We start from the raw sequence: 17,889 nt of genomic DNA, 5'->3' as shown, positions 1-17,889 counted from the left end.
AAGCGTATGCGTTTACAAGATAAAGTAGCCATCGTGACCGGTGGTGGCCAAGGGATCGGCAAAGGCATTGCCGGAACGTTCGGAAAGGAAGGGGCAAAAGTTGTTGTCGCCGATGTCGATGAAGAAATAGGCCGTGAAACCGTTCAACAATTGCAAAACAATCAAATGGACGCTTTTTTTCAGCCGACCGACGTTAGTGATGATGCGAGTGTGATGGATCTGGTGAAAACGGTGGTGGACAATTATGGCGGCATTGATATTTTGGTGAACAATGCCGCGATCAATTTTCGCAAATCCTTGCACGAAACGTCCTTGGAAGAGTGGAACCAACTTCTGGGGATCAACTTGACCGGCCCTTTTCTATGCTCAAAATACATGTTGCCGGAAATGCAAAAACGGGGAGGCGGCTCCATCATCAACATCGCATCTTGGCACGCGGAAAAGACGATCCCCCGCCTCGCCGCTTATGCTACTGCGAAAGGTGGATTGACGGCACTTACACGGCAAATGGCCCTCGATTATGGCGCCGATCAGATTCGTGTGAACGCTGTAGGGCCGAGCACCGTCGATACACCTCTGCTGCAAAAAACATTCGAAAGTCTCGAAGACCCGGATGAAGCGTTTAGGCAAACGCTTGATTTTCAGCCGATGGGCCGCATCGGCACGACGGAAGATATCGCGAACGCTTGTTTATTCCTTGCTTCGGATGAATCCACGTACGTAAGCGGGCAGACGCTTATGGTTGATGGCGGCGCCATCAACAAAATCGCCCGTCCGTTGATGTTTGACTGAGCGCCCGGGGATTCGATCCATGGCGCCCGTATTGGAAACGGCCAAGACGCCTAACGATCTGTTTTAGACGACCACGCTGATTCTAGATCGTTTGAAGGCGTCTAACGATCTGTTTTAGTCGCATGGCGCGATTCTGGATCGTTGGAAAGCGTCAATCGATCTATTTTCTGTGTTTGCCGCAGATTTAGAACGTATGGCAGGATTTTTTTAAAATTGGTGAACGGGATTTTTGGACACTACACTTAAAATTAAGTTATGGCGTCCGTATCGGGAGTGATTAACGGTAAACGGTCGACATGGACGCTTCATGGTGCTTTTTTAAACTGTCATACGATTACGATCTTATGGAGCCCCTGTGGACAGACATCAAGTCAGACATCATCGAACTTCGGTCTTCATAAACGCTTCGTGGTGCCCCTTTTGATTGCGAATATCAAGTTTCAGTCCTCATGAATGTTCTCGACGCCCGGTTGATATTGATCAACCGTTCATGATAATATGAATATATGATCATATAAATAAGTATAATATGGAGGATCCCATGCACGATCTCGACGAAGAAACGCTGTTCACTGTTTCACAAACATTTAAAGCTTTATCCGACCCGACAAGAATTCGTATTTTACACTTGCTTTCCATAAAAGAATGTTCGGTGAACACGATAGCCGAACGTTTGTCATTAAGCCAGTCCACGGTTTCTCACCAGTTACGTTTGTTAAAAAATATCCGGCTCGTTACGTCGAGAAGAGAAGGAACATCGGTTTATTATTCCCCGGATGACAGGCATGTGCTCGAAGTTCTGGAACAAACTATTCATCATTCTTTGCATGATTAGGAGGTGTTCGAATGTCTCATAACCACCACCACCATCATACCGATAATAAAAAAGCGCTTTTGTTAGCCCTATTATTGATATTTACCCTCGTCATCGCCGAAGTGATCGGAGGTTTGTTAACGAACAGCCTTGCCCTTTTGGCTGACGCCGGACATATGCTGAGCGATTTTTTTGCCATTGGTCTCGCACTGATTGCGTTTAGGGTCGGAGAACGGGCAGCAAGCAAAAGCAAAACATTTGGTTACCGGCGATTTGAGATTCTTGCGGCGCTAGTAAACGGAATCGTGTTGATCGGAATTTCCGGATTTGTTCTTTGGCAGGCGGTTCAACGTTTTCAAGAACCTCCCGAAGTTGCGGGGGGAGGAATGCTGGCGTTTGCAGGCATTGCTCTCTTCATCAATTTGCTGATTGCCTGGATATTTTTGCGCGGGGGCGATGTGAAAGGAAACTTGAACTTGCGCGGCGCCTTTTTTCACGTACTCGGAGATATTGTCAGTACGATCGGTGTACTGGTTGCAGGACTGCTTATATTATCTTTCAATTGGACACTTGCCGATCCGATTATCAGCATCGTAGTGGCGCTGTTAATTTTAACGGCAGGATTTCGGATTGTGAGCGAGTCGGTACATGTCCTGATGGAAGGGAAACCACCGAGCATATCCTTGCAAAAGATTGAAAAGCATATAAAAGCATTGCCGCATGTCCATTCGTTGCATGATTTGCATTTGTGGTCGATCACTTCAGACTTCCCGGCGTTAAGTTGCCATCTTGTTGTAGAAGAGGGGGCGGACCGCGACGTATTGCTCTGGCAAGCGAACCACATATTAAAAGAAGAATTTCACATCTCACACGCAGTCATTCAAATCGAAGGTGAAGGGGTGGAATGTACATCCATGTGCTCAAGTCCGCGTCCTTCCACGTAACATTAGGGCGTGGGAATATGTCGATACGATTTATTAAACAAATGTTTGATGAAGAATGTGTGGACAGCCGCTCCGTATCGGGCGATGACCGTCTAGTGGTGAGGGACGCTGAAAGCTCCAACATCCCCCGAATTGGCAAAAACTGTTGAACTGAGGGACGCTGAAAGCTCCAACATCCCCCGAATTGGCAAAAACTGTTGAACTGAGGGACGCTGAAAGCTTCAACGTCCCCCGAATTGGCAAAAACTGTTGAACCGAGGGACGCTGAAAGCTCCAACATCCCCCGAATTGGCAGAAACTGTTGAACTGAGGGACGCTGAAAGCTCCAACGTCCCCCGAATTGGCAAAAACTGTTGAACTGAGGGACGCTGAAAGCTCCACAACATCCCCCGAATTGGCAGAAACTGTTGAACTGAGGGACGCTGAAAGCTCCAACATCCCCCGAATTGGCAAAAACTGTTGATCTGAGGGACGCTGAAAGCTCCAACATCCCCCGAATTGGCAAAAACTGTTGAACCGAGGGACGCTGAAAGCTCCAACATCCCCCGAATTGGCAGAAACTGTTGAACCGAGGGACGTTGAAAGCTCCAACATCCCCCGAATTGGCAGAAACTGTTGAACTGAGGGACGCTGAAAGCTCCAACGTCCCCCGAATTGGCAAAAACTGTTGAACTGAGGGACGCTGAAAGCTCCACAACATCCCCCGAATTGGCAGAAACTGTTGAACTGAGGGACGCTGAAAGCTCCAATATCCCCTGAATTGGCAAAAACTGTTGAACCGAGGGACGCTGAAAGCTTCAACGTCCCCCGAATTGGCAAAAACTGTTGATCTGAGGGACGTTGAAAGGGCTAACGTTTCTCGAACAGGTAGAAAATGCTGATCCCTTTTGAAACGTTACACTAGCTACTGTAATCATTGGCTATGGCGTGTTCACTGAAATCGAGCAGGTGAACGCGTTTTTTCACGATTTTCTCTCTCGATTAACGGGTATATATATCATGCATATTACGATCGGAGGGATTTATATGAAAAAAATAATGAATGATCCTGAAAACATTGTGTCTGCTTTTCTGGACGGGCTTGTCGCGGCAAACAATACCTTGATCCAACGTTTGGAAGGGACGGATGTCATTGCCCGGCGCTCGCTCACTTCGCAAAAAGTCGGCCTCGTTAGCGGTGGCGGAAGTGGACATGAACCAGCTCATGCCGGCTACGTCGGAGAAGGGATGCTCGATGCTGCTGTCGCCGGAGAGGTGTTCACGTCACCGGGAGCAGACCAGTTTTTCGCGGCTATCCAGGCAGCTGATCAAGGAAAAGGTGTATTGCTTCTCATAAAAAATTACAATGGGGACGTTATGAATGGTGAAATGGCACAGGAGATGGCGGAGGCAGAAGGGGTCAAAACAGAGATGGTCATCATTAATGATGATGTTGCCGTTAACGATCCCGAACAGCGCCGGGGAATTGCCGGAACGGTGCTCGTCCAAAAAATTACGGGTGCGTTTGCGGAAACAGGTGCATCATTGCCCGACGTGAAGCGTGTCGCAGAAAAGGCGGTGAGCCGGATTCGGAGCATGAGTGTTGCACTCAAGCCCTGTACATTGCCGGCGGTTGCTCAGCCGAGTTTTGATCTTTCCGAAGACGAAATGGAAGTTGGGATTGGCATTCACGGGGAACGGGGCATGGAGCGCCGGGACGTGGCGACGTCCGAAAAGACGGCGCAACTTTTACTGGAACCTATTTTAAAAGAAATTCCTTCGGAAGCGCCGTTGGCGATCATGATCAATGGCATGGGCGGCACTTCGCTTATGGAGCAGCATGTGTTTGCGAATGATGTGATGAAGCAATTGGATCGGGATATCCAACACACGTTTGTCGGGGATTATATGACAAGCCTTGATATGGCAGGCGTGTCCTTGACTTTGTTGGCACTCGATGAAGAATTGTCTGAATGCTTAGAAGCACCGGCGCGAACGGTTCAATGGACGCAAGGTTGAGGGGGTAGAGAAATGAATAGTGAGCAGGCAGCTCAGTGGATGCGGAGAACAGCGAAAAAGCTGGTCGAACATAAAGATGAATTATCCAAGCTAGATCAATTCGTGGGCGATGGTGATCATGGTGTGAATATGGAACGGGGCTTTCGAGCCGTAGTTGAGCGTCTGGACGATTGGCGGGAGTTACCTCTGTCACAACTAATGCAAAAAATCGGCAGTGCACTCGTCTCTAACGTTGGTGGTGCCGCAGGTCCGTTGTATGGGACTGCTTTTATGCGTCTGGGTGCAGCTTGGAAGGATGAGCGTCAAGCGGATGGTCCGGCGTGGATGTCGGGGATGACAAAAGCGGTGGAAGGGATTGCCCAGCGAGGGAAAGCCCAAGCCGGTGACGGCACGCTTTTGGATGTATGGTCTCCGGTGGCAGCAACGCTGGATGAAAATGAACCGGACTGGAAGAAAGTCGAGGAGATTGCGAAAAAAGGAATGGATGAAACCGAAGACATGGTTGTCAAAAAAGGGCGCGGAGCACTTCTCGGCGAGAAGTCGGTGGGTCATCTCGACCCGGGAGCAGTATCCAGCTTTTATTTGTTTCAAGCATTGGCGAAGACAATGAATGAGGGGGAAGGATAATGGCGGAGAATCGAGTGGCGATCCTTTTAATCTCCCACGTTAAGGCATTGGCGGAAGGCGCGCGGGAATTATTGCAGCAAGCGAATCCGGAGGTGGGCGTCTATGCTTGTGGTGGGCTCGACGGAGGCGAAATCGGCACAAGCGTGGACCGTATTGAAGCAGTCGTAGAAGAAATTGATCCGGAAAACGCTATTCTTATTTTTTATGACATTGGAAGCGCGAAAATGAACGCGGAAATGGTACAGGAAATGTATGAAGACCGAAACATCGCGATTTGCAATGCCCCGATCATCGAAGGGAGCTACGTGGCGACAGTGACCGCCGGCTTGGGTTCGCCAACGCTTGCGGAAGTGAAACGGGAAGCGGAAGAGGGGTATAGCAAGGAAGGGTGAAAACCCATCCGGTCATGAAAAGCAATTATGAAGAATTGGACTCCCAAGTCTCGGGAAACGTCTGTTTGTTGTATGGCTTAAAAAAATTGTTGGTATTTTTCTTGCTGATTCTATCGCTCCCCATTTATTTATTCAAAAGAGGATTTTATGCACACTTTTATACGCTGCTTGACAATACGGAAACCGCAAGACGTTGCGGTTTTTTGGATTGCATTAAGAGAGAAAATCAACGCACACGCATCAAGGTTAATATAACAGGGTTTATGGGACGTATGTAATAACATAATGTATGTTGGCGGAAGTCGTTTTGCATATCGGCGTATACATCATACATTTACAAACACACATTATTTAAAAGGAGCGAATGGGAATGAGCGATAAGGCAACATATATGACAAGTGATTTGAACGGTAATATAAAAAAGGTTGTTTTGTCAAAAAAGGACAGGAAGAACGATGAATTAAATGAGGGAAATTACTGCTGCTATAAAAAAACATTCTAATCACTATGCTATATATGAGTAATTTTAATGCGAGGTAGTGAACAAAATGTATCGGAGGGAGGGAACCGATCTATTGAATATATGATATACTAGAAATACAATAAACAATCCATCCAGGGGTGATTGTTCACCACTTGAACCTTCGTGCCACGGGCGCCCTTTTCTCTAAGGGAGAAGGGAGGTGAATCGTCTATGATTGTTATTTCATACGAAACGGCGATGCTTGGCATCGCTGTGGCCACGTTAGTGGTCATGATAATCAGAAATGACGACCAAAGAAAAAAGTAATCACCCCTGGACACCAACCGGATGGGTGATTACTTCATCTAAAAGGTGAACAAAACCCTTGGTATGGGCTGTTCTATTGGAAGACCGTCGGTGTATCCGCACCGAACGGTCTTTTTTAATGTATGTCTTCTCTATCCGTAGTATACAATAACATCGGTTTTATGGCAAATAACTACTGAATCAAGAAAGAAAGAAAAGACACCAAAACCTTTGTCATCAGTGCTTTGGTGCTTTTTATTGAACTCGACACAATATGATTGTGTCAAATTAATTACTCAACTTTCGGAGCTAAAAATCACAGGTGAGCCCTTGTAAAATCAGGATTTGTGGCAGGTTTTTTATCCAAAAAAAAGCAAAAAACACCCTGTTCTTTGTATAATAAAGGTACAACTACCAAAACCAAAGATAAGGATGTTTTCTGTGGTTTCAATGATACCAGATTCGGATCAAGGTAACCAACAACAATCTCGCGTGACGCGCTTTTTCAAACAAGCCAAAGTTGGTACGTTTTTGCAACAATCCAATATTCATAAAGAAAAAAGGTTTTCTGCGCTCGTCCTTGTGTAATTTATCTTTTCTCTCGTTCTTCAAGGGGAAATCTTTACCGGACGCTTGAATCCAATCGTCTCCCTGATGCACCGGAAAAGGATGCGGTGTACGCTTGATGAAACGCGCAACGTGCAACTGGCGGAAATTCCTCGTCTTGGTTAGCGCGCATCTCATCGAGATCTATCTCCAACCGTTGACGGATCGCGATGGAGTGTTGATCGTCGATGACTCAACCTGTGACCGCAATCGAAGTAAAGCCGTCGAACTTCTCGCGCGTGTCAAAGACCATACCACAGGCGCCTATTTTAAAGGATTTCAGATGCTCACGCTCGGCTGGTCAAATAGCACAACGTTTCTGCCCTTGGTTTTTTCATTGCTCAGTTCGAGAAATGTAAAAAACCGTTTCCAGGAGATGAATCCGACCATCGATAAACGAACGGTGGTTTCTGGACCGTCTCAATGAATCGTCTCCTTGACTCTGCTGTCACTGTTCTGTCGTCAATACTCATGTTTATCCTGTTGCAAGCAAATTGGTCAAATCAGGGCGCTCACTGTATTTTAAGTTATCATCCGGTTTTGTCTATCAAGCATTTTTCTGGGAAGTGCTCCAACGCGTTCAAACATTAAAACTAGAGTGAGATACAGGGATCGAATATAGCACATTTTTCAAAAGCCCGATTAAGACCAAGGGGACGTGTGTCCAAAAACCGTGATTTTTTTGGCGATGACGGCTTTATCCTGTCATTATTCTAAAATAACCACTGCATTTTAGTAATTCGAAGCATAAAACTCCTTGATTTAATATCAAATCACGTTTTTGCTAGAGGTATGAATAATTCAGGAGATTAATTATTTTCTTCGGTGTAGTTCATTAATTTTAGTAGGAGTTACTTTATTATAATCTTACTATGGGGGAAGAATCAGCGAACGTCCCTTAAAGAGCAAGGTGAATGGTTAAAGAAAGGAAGCAGCAGAAATCATGCTGCTTACACTCCCATCATCTCGAATGAGATGCCGTTGTAACGTTCCAACACCTCGATGGCGGTCATCTTTTCGCAAAATCATTTTTCACTGTTTATTTTTCTTTTATTTCGGTCTTGTAAGTACTGGGATAAAGCAAAAAAAGCAATCATTACAAATATACTTATGTGCCAAGAATTGTGAAAAGGATAGCTTTCTTTGCATCCGCTACATACACGCCCTCCCCCCTATAAGCTGAAATCGTCTATGGCGTTATCCATCACATCTTGATTGATGCCAATATAACGCAACGTGATCGACGGGGCCGCATGGTTGAATAACTCCTGCAATAAAGCCACATCTTTGGTTTGCTTGTAAAAATGATAACCGAACGTTTTGCGCATATACGTGCCGATCTCCTCCAGGCCCGCCTTTGGGGCCGCCGCCCTTAGCACTCGGTATGCTCGGATGCGGCTGATCGGGACTTTCGGGTTTTTTGACTGGCGAATAAAAACGTCTCATCGCTTTTCCCCTCGATATATCGCACCAATTCCCTCTTAATAGCCTCGGCGATCCGGACCCGTTTCGGCTTCTGGGTCTTTCCCTCCTAGGTCATCAAGTGATCCTTGCCTTTGATATCCACCACTTTGAGGTGAAGCAAATCGCTGATCCTAAGGCCGGTATTGATTCCCATGAGGTAGCTGCTTTGCATCAGATGCGCTTTCACTTCCCCAATTTTGGCGGGCTCTCGGATGGGCTGAACGGTGTTCATCCTCCCTCGCTCCCCTCCATTATGTTACCTAGAATGATACACACCATCATGTTGTGTTTTCAATCAGCCAAACGCCAAAACAGTGTACAGCGTTCGTAAATAGATTTGATGAGGACTGTTTTTGAAGCGAACTGGTAACTTAAAACATATCACTTGCTGATCCATGATGAATAATGATAAAGTGTTTATAAATATTTTAATAAAAAACTTCGGGGCAGGGTGAAAGTCCCTACCGGCGGTGACAGTCCGTGACCCGGTTTGCGTTTGCAAAACGGTGGATCTGGTGGAACTCCAGAGCCGACAGTGAAAGTCTGGATGGGAGAAGTTTGGATGCGCATTATCAAGCGATCGTCGTGCTTGAGATGTATGTGTCGTGATTGGCAATACATTCGTGTATTCGTTTTTCATCTTCATTCAAAAAAACAAACCTCGGAGCCCAGGAACTCCGGGGTTTTTTTCGTCCTGAAAAAAGGAGACCGCTGGCCATGAATGATCATTGGTATATGCAGCGCGCCTTGGATTTGGCTGCTGCGATGGAAGGGCAGACGTCGCCGAATCCGATGGTAGGCGCTGTCGTTGTAAAAGACGGTAGAATCGTTGGTACCGGCGCTCACATGGGTGCCGGCGGCGATCATGCCGAAGTGCATGCGTTGAACATGGCAGAGGGCTGTACAGATGGCGCGACCATGTATGTGACGCTTGAGCCTTGCAATCATCACGGACGCACCCCCCCTTGCACAGAGAAAATCATAGAGGCAGGGATTGCCCGTGTTGTCGTTGCTGCAAAGGATGTGAATCCGGAAGTAGCCGGGAGTGGCATCGAAGCGCTACGGAATGGCGGGGTGAAAACAGAGGTAGGCGTGCTGGAGGAGAAAGCGGCAAAGCTAAATGCAACGTTTTTTCATTACGTGCAAACCGGCAAGCCTTATGTCACCGTTAAAACAGCTTCATCGCTCAATGGGACAATGGCAACACCAAAGGGCCTATCTCCATGGATCACTGGAGCAGCGGCGCTTGAAGACGTTCATCAACTTCGCCATATTCATGACGCGATTCTCGTAGGTGTTGGCACCGTATTGAATGACGACCCGGCACTCACGACCCGTTTGGAAATCGGAGGAAGAAATCCGATCAGGGTTGTGCTGGACCGCTATTTGCGCACACCGGCAGATGCGCAACTTGTAACCGATGGAAAGACTCCCACATGGATTTTTACGGAAGAAAGCCCGAAATCTGGAAACGCACCCGTGCTGGAACAAAAAGGCGTCCGGGTTATCTCCTTGCCAACGGTAACGCCGAAAAATGTGCTCGCTGAACTCGGCCGAGCCGACATTCAATCCGTTCTGGTCGAGGGCGGGAAAACGATTATTTCCGCGTTTATAGCCGAGCATGAAGTTCAACGCTACATCTCCTATGTCGCGCCGAAATTGTTCGGTACAGATGCCGCGATGGAACTTGAGGTGGAACATGCGCAATTGGTCGGCGGCGATATAAAAATTACAGCGACAGCAAAGAAGGGGGATGGATCATGTTCACAGGGTTGATTGAGGAAGTCGGAGTGGTCGACAACATTGTCCAAACCGGACAAAAGGGAAAAATAGCCATCCGTTGCGCGCACGTATTGGAAGACGCTCGCATTGGTGACAGCATCGCGGTTAACGGGGTGTGCCTGACGGTTACCTCGATCCACGACGCTCTATTTACAGCAGATATCATGGCAGAAACGCTCGCGAGCACGAGCCTTTCCCAACTCAAGCCCAATGATCCGGTCAACCTGGAAAGGCCCATGGCTGCAACGGATCGTTTTGGCGGACATATCGTTGCGGGCCATGTCGATGGGGTTGGGGAGATCATAAAACGCACGACCGAAAGCCAAGCGGTGAATTTTGAGGTCAAAGTTGCGGATGATTTACTGCGCTATATTGTGAAAAAAGGCTCGGTAACCGTTGATGGGATCAGCTTGACGGTCGCCCATGAACATGCTGATCGTTTTACCGTCGCGATCATTCCCCATACGCTTAAAGAAACAAATCTCGGTAGTAAATCTGTCGAAGACCATGTGAATATAGAAACGGATATCATCGGCAAATATGTAGAAAAATTACTACAGCCAACGAATAGGGATGAACAGTCGGAGGAAATGATTGATAGACTTCTCGAGAAAACGAAAGGGGGGAAAGGTAATGTTTGATTCGGTGGAAAAGGGAATTAAAGCTCTTCGCGAAGGGAGAGTTATCATCGTTTGTGACGATGAAGATCGAGAAAATGAAGGCGATATGGTGGCGCTCGCGAGCACCGCGACTGCCGATACGGTGAATTTTATGGCTAAACACGCCCGCGGGCTTATTTGCGCCCCTATTACACGAGAACGCGCAAGCAGCTTGTCGCTTCCGCAAATGGTTCATGATAACACGGATCCACATGGCACGGCGTTTACGGTCAGTGTGGACCATCATGAGACGACAACGGGCATTTCCGCCGAGGAACGGGCAAAAACAGTGCGAGCACTTGCATCCGATACGGCAAAAGCTTCCGACTTTAAGCGGCCAGGGCATATTTTCCCCCTTGTGGCCCAGGATGGCGGTGTGCTCAAGCGCGCGGGGCACACGGAAGCTACTGTAGATCTGGCCAGAGCCGCCGATTCAAACGCGGAGATCGGATTGATTTGCGAAGTCATGAATGAAGACGGAACCATGGCGCGTGTGCCGGATTTAAAAGTCGTTGCTGATCGGTACGGCCTCCCGATGATTACAATTGCCGATCTCATCCATTATCGCCGCGAACACGACTCGCTCGTTCAGCGTGAAGTGGAAACGGCACTGCCGACGAAATTTGGTTCTTTTCGGGCAGTCGGGTACACAGATGTAGATGAAGGGCAGGAAAACATTGCGCTCGTCAAAGGGAATATTGCCGACGGAGAACCGGTCCTCGTCCGCATTCATTCGGAGTGCATGACCGGTGATGTATTCGGGTCTGAACGCTGTGATTGCGGACCACAGCTGCACGCAGCGCTTGAAAAAATCGAGGAAGAAGGCCGGGGCATTTTGCTTTATATGCGCCAGGAAGGCCGGGGCATTGGGCTCATGAATAAACTTCGCGCATACAAACTGCAAGAAGAGGGGTACGACACGGTGGACGCCAATGAGCAACTCGGCTATTCCGCGGATTTGCGCGACTATGGCATCGGTGCACAAATATTGCGGGATTTGGGAGTAGAAAAGGTACGACTATTGACGAACAATCCATGGAAAATCAGCGGTCTCGAAAGTTATGGTATAAATGTAGATGACCGTATTGGGCTGCAACTACCCCCTTTGGAACACAACGAATCTTATCTGAAAACAAAGTTTCACAAGCTCGGACATTTGCTTGAATTTTAGGAGGTCCATCATGGGAGAAACATTCGAAGGAAACTTGGTTGGAACAGATGTAAAAATAGGCATTGTCGTCGGACGCTTCAACGAATTCATCACCGGCAAACTTCTTGAAGGCGCAGAAGGAACGTTGGTCAGGCACGGGGCGAGCCCGGAAAACATTGATGTCGCCAAAGTGCCCGGCGCTTTTGAGATTCCTTTTGCCGCAAAACAAATGCTAAAAACTGGACAATACGACGCGATCATTACACTTGGCACCGTTATCCGCGGTTCAACTCCTCATTTTGATTACGTGTGTAACGAAGTTTCGAAAGGCGTTTCGTCTCTGTCGCTCTCCTTCGATACGCCGGTTATTTTCGGCGTGATTACGACGGAAACCATTGAACAAGCGATTGAACGTGCCGGCACAAAAGCAGGAAATAAAGGGGTAGAAGCCGCAACTGCCGCGATTGAAATGGCAAACCTCAAAAAGGTGTTAAACCAAAAGTAGGAGGTGAAATATGACAAAGGAAACCTTTATGAGAAAAGCAATCCAGCTAGCTTGTGAAACGGTCGACCATGGCAATACACCATTTGGAGCCGTGATCGTAAAAGATGGGAAAATCATCAGCGGGGAAGCTAATGAAGTAGCCAGCGGAAACGATCCGACAGCGCATGCGGAGTTGCTTGCCATACGAACGGCAGGAAAGCAGCTCGGAACCGAAAATTTGGCAGGTTATGAGCTTTTTGCCAGCGGAGAACCCTGTCCAATGTGTTTGGGAGCTATATATGCGGCAGGTATTGAAAATGTCTACGTCGCATATTCCCTTGAAGAAGCAGTTGAATATGGTTTGGCTTCTCCGTATGTTTACGAGCAAGTGGCAAAACCAAACGATAAAAGGGATATTTCGTTTATCCCTCTTAAACCGAGTCTTGTCGAAGAACATCCCTATGACGTTTGGAAAAGGCAGGTAAAGAGTGATGAAAAACAATCATAAAGCGGTGCAAAAAACATTTTCTGCTTCAGCAGAAAAGTATGTACATAGCTCCCTGCACGCAAAAGGAAAAGATTTACAAGCATTGGCAGCAACAATAAACCTAGCCGGTGAAGAAACGGTGCTCGACATTGCCACGGGCGGCGGGCATGTGGCGAACGCCCTGGCACCATTGGCAAGAGAAGTTGTCGCCATGGATGTCACTGTAGAAATGCTACAATCGGCAGAAGCGTTTATCCATGGAAACGGACATGAAAACGTTCGTTTTATCGAGGGGGACGCTGAGGCCACTCCATTTTCGGATGAAGCATTTGATGTAACTGTGAGCAGAATCGCTGCCCATCATTTTTCCCGGCCGGGCGCATTTTTGCAGGAAACCTTCCGGGTGTTGGAATCCGGAGGCTCTTTTTTCTTGTTGGATAATACAGTTCCGGAAGCAGATGTATTTGACACGTTTTATAATAAGGTTGAAAAGCTGCGCGATCCAAGCCATATCCGGGCATGGAAAAAGAGCGAATGGATCGCAAAAATAGAAAAGGCCGGTTTTACCGTGGAACATATGCAACGATTCCGGAAAACGTTCGATTTTCAAGATTGGTGCGCGCGGCTCGACGTCCCGGCTGAAAAAAGAGGAATGTTACAACAGCTATTTGCCGAAGCCCCTCCATCGACTCGGCAGAAGTTTAACATTCGATACGATGATGATGGTCACGTCCGCACATTCGACGGGGAATCGATCCTGTTGCATGCGTGTAAATAACGGTGACAACATGATTTGATATGAACGAAAACGTGGTGTAAAATAGTTTCAAATAAGGATACACTTTAACAACTGCCCAGTGTTACGATCACTGAGCAGTTGCAGCTGAATCCCTGTACGGGTATGGCGTAGGGAAAAATAAGCCTTCAGAGACCATCAACTCATAGCGGCTTATTTTTTTTGCTCATTTTTCAATGACAGTATGGCCACAATGAGAGTCCCCAGAGTAATCATCGAATTGAATGTTTTAAAGAATACTGTCATCATAGGTAACCCCCCTTTCTTAGGAGAGTTACCATAGGGACTGCTAAATAACGGAAAAAGATTGGCACATAAGCATTTTCCGTTGCTGTTGTCAAAACTGGATGCAAGAAAATCTATCCTAAAAGCAGAAAACCCTTGCACGTCTGGCAACACACGGAGGGACGGTGCTGCAATGGCGAGCCTCCAGCGGAAAAACGGACGCGTCAAGCCCCCACAGCGCCGGTTTTGCGCGAGGAGGCTTGACCGTTCGTCCGCGGAAAGCGAAGCCATGGAAGCGGCATCCCGGCTCCAACTAATATATGTAAGTTGTTCAGCAGTCCCTACCATACCCGCACATGAGTTATTCAGCTTCTTTTATACTATCATAGGAAGACTTTCGTACAAGAATATAGATTAGAAAGCTATTATTTGCCATAAAAAACCGCCCCTACACACCCGGGGCGGTGGTGCCAATGAAGAGATTTATTTCTGTTGAGGGATGTTACGTGGGTAATAAAGCGATGAAGCGTAGGAACGATTGAGGAGAAATCGGCACCGAAATGGTTGATATGCGTAGGCTATGTTCGATGATGTCTATCTATATGTGACCGTCAGGGGAAACGATCAGTTGTATGTTGTAGCCTTTTGCATACAATTAACCATCTTTGCAAGATTGACAGGACGGTTAGGATATCTTGTGAGAGAGCCCCAATGCAGTCCTCGGCGTACAAGGGCAGTTATACGGAGGTTGTTCTATATTGAGTGGTTAGTATACCCTGTAGGCCTGATGTTCTTGTCAAGACGGCTGGTTCGTTTTTGCTTCTGTCTGTTCTTGTTGCCTACGGTTGGATTCAAGTTTTAAAAATCTTAAATCTTCACCGACGACCTCTGTGATAAATACCTTTTCTTCATCTTTGTTCGTAAATTGTCTTATCTGGATACGGCCGGTAACAGCTACGAGTGAGCCTTTGTGGCAGTAATTTGCCGTATTTTCCGCACGTTTTCGCCAAATGGTGCAAGGGATGAAATCAACATCGTTTATCCCCTCATTGTTTTTAAAAGGGCGCTGCACGGCAAGAAACAATTTTACATAAGCGACTCCGGAATTTGTGAACATTAGCTCTGGGTCTTTCGTTAAACGGCCAATCAAAGTAACTTGATTTAACAAATTTTCACGACCCTTCTTCTATGCAATTGTAGAACTAAACTTTGTAATGGGAATAAAAGGGTGGGTGTATGACAGCGGAGGGGAATGCTGCCAAACTGTTCGGAGTTGAGAAATCGATGTAATCTTAACGTTATCAGTTCATCGCAAACCTCCTTTCATGGAGTCAAAATAATTGTAACATAAGTCCTGTCATATTTTAAATAGATAATCCAAAAGATTTACAAATTTTTTTGCGGAAAGAGATTTATTTGAAGAAAAGGCACATTGCATCATATAATGAAAGCGAGAGGAGGATTTTGATGAAAGTAAAAAAAGCAGTCATTCCGGCAGCAGGACTCGGTACACGGTTCTTGCCGGCGAGTAAAGCCTTGCCAAAAGAAATGTTGCCGATTGTTGACACGCCAACGATCCAATACATAGTGGAAGAAGCCATAGAGTCAGGGATCGAGGATATTCTTATCGTAAGCGGACGCGGAAAACGAGCGATTGAAGACCATTTTGACAAATCGTATGAATTGGAAGAGACGTTGGAACGAAGCGAAAAATGGGACCGATTGGAAGAAGTAAAAAAAATCTCTAACATGGCGAGCATTCATTACGTCCGTCAAAAAGAACCAAAAGGATTAGGGCACGCCATTGCTTGTGCGCGCACGTTTATCGGAGATGAACCATTTGCCGTAATGCTCGGGGATGACATCGTCCGTTCCGAAGGCAAACCTTGTTTGCAACAGCTCATGGACATATATGAGGACAGCGAAGCTTCCGTATTGGGTGTACAAGATGTTCCGGAGAACAAGGTTTCAAGCTATGGGATCGTTTCGGCAGCAAATGGAACAGATTCGAGCATTGTTAATGTTACCGATCTTGTAGAAAAACCGAAACAAGAAGAAGCGCCATCGACGTTGGCGATTATGGGCAGATATGTGTTGACGCCTGAAATTATGCCGATTTTGGAAGAAATGCCGCCCGGAGCAGGGAATGAAATTCAGCTTACCGATGCGATCAAAAAACTGGCAGGTATACAAGAAGTGAACGCTTTTCGATTCGATGGAGACCGCTATGATGTCGGGGATAAACTTGGCTTTATCCAAGCAACTCTTGATTTTGCACTCCATCGCAAAGATTTAAGCGAAGACTTGAAAGCCTATATCAGACAGTTAGATATTTAAGGTTTGGCGGACGCTTGAACCAGATTAGAAAACTTGGCTTTTCGCCAAGTTCTGGCGAAAGCCTTACCTGCTAAAAAAGGCAACCCAGGCGTGAGCCTGGGTTGCCTTAATCCAATCCTTGTCGCCAATTACAAGTAGTCACTTTTGTCGGATCATCCTTACCTGCGCCCAATCCCGTAATAGTCGAATCCATGTTCTTTAAACGTCTTCGCATCGAGTGCATTTCTGCCGTCAATGACGATTTTCCCGGTCATTGCAGAAGAAAATTCGGCAATCGAGTATTGTTTGTATACATCCCACTCGGTGACGAGCACCATTGCATCTACGCCCGTTATTGCTTGTCCGACGTTATCGTGCAACGAAACCGCTCTGGGAAGCAACGGCGCCGCATCATCCAAAACGATCGGGTCATGGGCATGTACGTCAGCGCCCGCTTTGACGAGTTCATGGATGATATCGATCGAGGGCGCGTAGCGCATATCATCTGTCCCCGGTTTAAAAGCTAATCCGAGTACGGCTACTTTCATATCCCGGAGTCCTCGCGGGAATTGTTGCTGTAAAATTTCCACGGGTTTTAATCGTTGTGTTGCGTTGATAGCGACGGTAGAATTTAACAAATTAGCTTCATAATTCTTATCTCTTGCCAAGGCAATAAGTGCTTGTACGTCTTTTGGAAAGCAAGATCCGCCGTAACCGAGTCCGGCGTTTAGAAAGTGGGGGCTAATTCTTCGATCGGCGCCAACCCCTTGAGCCACTTCGTCAATATTTGCTTCGTACGCTTCGCATATGTTCGCGATTTCATTAACAAAAGAAATTTTCGTTGCCAAAAAGGCATTCGAGGCATATTTAATCATTTCCGCGCTGCGCGATGAAGTGGTAATAATGTCATTGGCATCTGCCAATGGCGCATGCAGTTGGACGAGCCGTTCTCTTGCCCATGACACATTCGTGCCAATGACAATGCGGTCCGGATGGAACGTGTCCTTTACGGCAGAACCTTCTCGTAAAAATTCCGGAACGGAACACACAGCGACATCGGCAGTTGCATTTTTTTCACGGATCATGCTTTCCACTTCTTCTGCGCTTCCGATCGGAACGGTGGACTTATTGACGACGACGGTGCGCTTGTCAGATGGGAGCACTTCTCCCAATTCGCCGGCAACTGTCCGCACAAAAGAAAGATCAGCGGAGCCATCGTCTGCCTGAGGCGTTCCTACGGCAATCATAATAATATCGCTAGCGGCAACGGGTTCGGCTAAGTTAGTGGTAAAATGAATCTTCCCATTATGGATATTTTTTTCCAATAAAGGTTCCAATCCTTCTTCATAGATCGGGCTGATCCCTTTTTTGAGTTGCTTAATTTTTTCCTCGTCTTTGTCGACACAAACGACATCATTCCCAAGTTCGGCAAAGGACACCCCGGAGACGAGTCCAACGTATCCGGTGCCTAAAATTGTTAATTTCATTCAGAGTGACCTACTTTCTGTTTTTCATCTTTCAAAAAATCAAGTTTGTGGAAACGAAGGGCAAGCAAGAGTCTTCTGACCTTATTCTACCATACCT

17 protein-coding genes, 2 pseudogenes and 1 riboswitch are annotated in these 17,889 nt (G+C 46.9%); of the genes and pseudogenes, 16 read left to right on the top strand and 3 right to left on the bottom strand.

The window, feature by feature from the left end; all coding sequences use genetic code 11:
- The first annotated feature begins 6 nt into the window (after window positions 1-6).
- The 8 genes and pseudogenes from HUG20_RS17935 to HUG20_RS20050 all read left to right on the top strand — a co-directional run.
- Window positions 7-792, top strand: coding sequence for an SDR family NAD(P)-dependent oxidoreductase (locus HUG20_RS17935; RefSeq protein ID WP_200086086.1), 786 nt, complete (start codon window positions 7-9; stop codon window positions 790-792).
- A 529-nt stretch (window positions 793-1,321) separates the two neighbouring features.
- Window positions 1,322-1,627: an ArsR/SmtB family transcription factor gene (locus HUG20_RS17930; RefSeq protein ID WP_200086084.1), complete on the top strand. Its 306-nt coding sequence runs from the start codon at window positions 1,322-1,324 to the stop codon at window positions 1,625-1,627.
- Window positions 1,628-1,638: 11 nt separating this feature from the next.
- Window positions 1,639-2,550, top strand: coding sequence for a cation diffusion facilitator family transporter (locus HUG20_RS17925; protein WP_200086082.1), 912 nt, complete (start codon window positions 1,639-1,641; stop codon window positions 2,548-2,550).
- 1,026 nt (window positions 2,551-3,576) lie between these two features.
- On the top strand, window positions 3,577-4,548 hold the full coding sequence (gene dhaK, locus HUG20_RS17920) for a dihydroxyacetone kinase subunit DhaK (RefSeq protein ID WP_200086080.1): 972 nt from the start codon (window positions 3,577-3,579) through the stop codon (window positions 4,546-4,548).
- Between the two features lie 12 nt (window positions 4,549-4,560).
- Entirely contained in the window at window positions 4,561-5,175 is a 615-nt protein-coding gene (dhaL, locus tag HUG20_RS17915) for a dihydroxyacetone kinase subunit DhaL (RefSeq protein ID WP_200086072.1), read from the top strand.
- The gene (dhaM, locus tag HUG20_RS17910; protein WP_200086070.1) at window positions 5,175-5,567 is read left to right on the top strand and encodes a dihydroxyacetone kinase phosphoryl donor subunit DhaM; all 393 of its coding nucleotides are present in this window, start codon (window positions 5,175-5,177) and stop codon (window positions 5,565-5,567) included. Before dhaL ends, dhaM begins: the two co-directional genes overlap by 1 nt.
- Window positions 5,564-5,845: a hypothetical protein gene (locus HUG20_RS17905; protein ID WP_200086068.1), complete on the top strand. Its 282-nt coding sequence runs from the start codon at window positions 5,564-5,566 to the stop codon at window positions 5,843-5,845. The genes dhaM and HUG20_RS17905 overlap by 4 nt, the downstream gene beginning before the upstream one ends.
- A 923-nt stretch (window positions 5,846-6,768) precedes the next feature.
- A pseudogene (locus tag HUG20_RS20050) lies at window positions 6,769-7,348 on the top strand (transposase); the annotation flags it as partial.
- Window positions 7,349-8,114: 766 nt separating this feature from the next.
- On the opposite strand, the pseudogene HUG20_RS17895 reads toward HUG20_RS20050, so the two are convergent.
- A pseudogene (locus HUG20_RS17895) lies at window positions 8,115-8,638 on the bottom strand (tyrosine-type recombinase/integrase).
- A 201-nt stretch (window positions 8,639-8,839) separates the two neighbouring features.
- Window positions 8,840-8,969: riboswitch (FMN riboswitch) on the top strand.
- Window positions 8,970-9,123: 154 nt separating this feature from the next.
- Between HUG20_RS17895 and ribD the strand changes: the two are divergent.
- From ribD to HUG20_RS19725, 7 genes are all read left to right on the top strand, one after another.
- A complete protein-coding gene (gene ribD / locus HUG20_RS17890) occupies window positions 9,124-10,182 on the top strand; it encodes a bifunctional diaminohydroxyphosphoribosylaminopyrimidine deaminase/5-amino-6-(5-phosphoribosylamino)uracil reductase RibD (RefSeq protein WP_200086064.1) in 1,059 nt (352 codons plus the stop codon).
- Complete coding sequence (locus HUG20_RS17885) at window positions 10,167-10,829, top strand: riboflavin synthase (RefSeq protein WP_200086063.1); 663 nt, start codon at window positions 10,167-10,169, stop codon at window positions 10,827-10,829. Before ribD ends, HUG20_RS17885 begins: the two co-directional genes overlap by 16 nt.
- On the top strand, window positions 10,822-12,018 hold the full coding sequence (locus tag HUG20_RS17880; protein WP_200086061.1) for a bifunctional 3,4-dihydroxy-2-butanone-4-phosphate synthase/GTP cyclohydrolase II: 1,197 nt from the start codon (window positions 10,822-10,824) through the stop codon (window positions 12,016-12,018). The genes HUG20_RS17885 and HUG20_RS17880 overlap by 8 nt, the downstream gene beginning before the upstream one ends.
- Before the next feature lie 10 nt (window positions 12,019-12,028).
- On the top strand, window positions 12,029-12,502 hold the full coding sequence (gene ribH, locus HUG20_RS17875; protein WP_200086059.1) for a 6,7-dimethyl-8-ribityllumazine synthase: 474 nt from the start codon (window positions 12,029-12,031) through the stop codon (window positions 12,500-12,502).
- A gap of 10 nt (window positions 12,503-12,512) precedes the next feature.
- On the top strand, window positions 12,513-12,989 hold the full coding sequence (locus HUG20_RS17870) for a nucleoside deaminase (RefSeq protein ID WP_200086057.1): 477 nt from the start codon (window positions 12,513-12,515) through the stop codon (window positions 12,987-12,989).
- Window positions 12,973-13,746 carry a class I SAM-dependent methyltransferase gene (locus tag HUG20_RS17865; RefSeq protein ID WP_200086055.1) on the top strand — a complete coding sequence of 258 codons (774 nt, stop codon included), beginning with the start codon at window positions 12,973-12,975 and terminating at the stop codon, window positions 13,744-13,746. The genes HUG20_RS17870 and HUG20_RS17865 overlap by 17 nt, the downstream gene beginning before the upstream one ends.
- A gap of 428 nt (window positions 13,747-14,174) precedes the next feature.
- Window positions 14,175-14,306 (top strand): hypothetical protein, encoded by a 132-nt coding sequence (locus tag HUG20_RS19725; RefSeq protein WP_281392460.1) that lies wholly within the window; start codon window positions 14,175-14,177, stop codon window positions 14,304-14,306.
- 479 nt (window positions 14,307-14,785) lie between these two features.
- On the opposite strand, the gene HUG20_RS17860 is transcribed toward HUG20_RS19725, so the two are convergent.
- On the bottom strand, window positions 14,786-15,157 hold the full coding sequence (locus tag HUG20_RS17860) for a single-stranded DNA-binding protein (RefSeq protein WP_200086053.1): 372 nt from the start codon (window positions 15,155-15,157) through the stop codon (window positions 14,786-14,788).
- Between the two features lie 299 nt (window positions 15,158-15,456).
- On the opposite strand from HUG20_RS17860, the gene galU reads away from it, so the two are divergent.
- The gene (gene galU, locus HUG20_RS17855) at window positions 15,457-16,326 is read left to right on the top strand and encodes a UTP--glucose-1-phosphate uridylyltransferase GalU (RefSeq protein ID WP_281392459.1); all 870 of its coding nucleotides are present in this window, start codon (window positions 15,457-15,459) and stop codon (window positions 16,324-16,326) included.
- 158 nt (window positions 16,327-16,484) lie between these two features.
- Here galU and HUG20_RS17850 read toward each other — a convergent pair whose 3' ends face one another.
- Window positions 16,485-17,792, bottom strand: a complete 1,308-nt coding sequence (locus HUG20_RS17850) for a UDP-glucose dehydrogenase family protein (protein ID WP_200086049.1) — start codon at window positions 17,790-17,792, stop codon at window positions 16,485-16,487.
- Window positions 17,793-17,889 lie beyond the last annotated feature (97 nt).

It is taken from the genome of Salicibibacter cibi (assembly GCF_016495865.1).
Lineage (GTDB): Bacteria > Bacillota > Bacilli > Bacillales > Marinococcaceae > Salicibibacter > Salicibibacter cibi.
The sequence above is the reverse complement of the archived record's forward strand: the minus strand, read 5'-3'. Positions and strand labels throughout refer to the sequence as shown.

Excerpts from the sequence above, each read along its gene's own strand:
- HUG20_RS17935 (WP_200086086.1), top strand. The coding sequence starts at position 7 with ATGCGTTTACAAGATAAAGTAGCCATCGTGACCGGTGGTGGCCAAGGG.
- HUG20_RS17930 (WP_200086084.1), top strand. The coding sequence starts at position 1,322 with ATGGAGGATCCCATGCACGATCTCGACGAAGAAACGCTGTTCACTGTT.
- HUG20_RS17925 (WP_200086082.1), top strand. The coding sequence starts at position 1,639 with ATGTCTCATAACCACCACCACCATCATACCGATAATAAAAAAGCGCTT.
- dhaK (WP_200086080.1), top strand. The coding sequence starts at position 3,577 with ATGAAAAAAATAATGAATGATCCTGAAAACATTGTGTCTGCTTTTCTG.
- dhaL (WP_200086072.1), top strand. The coding sequence starts at position 4,561 with ATGAATAGTGAGCAGGCAGCTCAGTGGATGCGGAGAACAGCGAAAAAG.
- dhaM (WP_200086070.1), top strand. The coding sequence starts at position 5,175 with ATGGCGGAGAATCGAGTGGCGATCCTTTTAATCTCCCACGTTAAGGCA.
- ribD (WP_200086064.1), top strand. The coding sequence starts at position 9,124 with ATGAATGATCATTGGTATATGCAGCGCGCCTTGGATTTGGCTGCTGCG.
- HUG20_RS17885 (WP_200086063.1), top strand. The coding sequence starts at position 10,167 with ATGTTCACAGGGTTGATTGAGGAAGTCGGAGTGGTCGACAACATTGTC.
- HUG20_RS17880 (WP_200086061.1), top strand. The coding sequence starts at position 10,822 with ATGTTTGATTCGGTGGAAAAGGGAATTAAAGCTCTTCGCGAAGGGAGA.
- ribH (WP_200086059.1), top strand. The coding sequence starts at position 12,029 with ATGGGAGAAACATTCGAAGGAAACTTGGTTGGAACAGATGTAAAAATA.
- HUG20_RS17870 (WP_200086057.1), top strand. The coding sequence starts at position 12,513 with ATGACAAAGGAAACCTTTATGAGAAAAGCAATCCAGCTAGCTTGTGAA.
- HUG20_RS17865 (WP_200086055.1), top strand. The coding sequence starts at position 12,973 with ATGAAAAACAATCATAAAGCGGTGCAAAAAACATTTTCTGCTTCAGCA.
- galU (WP_281392459.1), top strand. The coding sequence starts at position 15,457 with ATGAAAGTAAAAAAAGCAGTCATTCCGGCAGCAGGACTCGGTACACGG.
- HUG20_RS17850 (WP_200086049.1), bottom strand. The coding sequence starts at position 17,792 with ATGAAATTAACAATTTTAGGCACCGGATACGTTGGACTCGTCTCCGGG.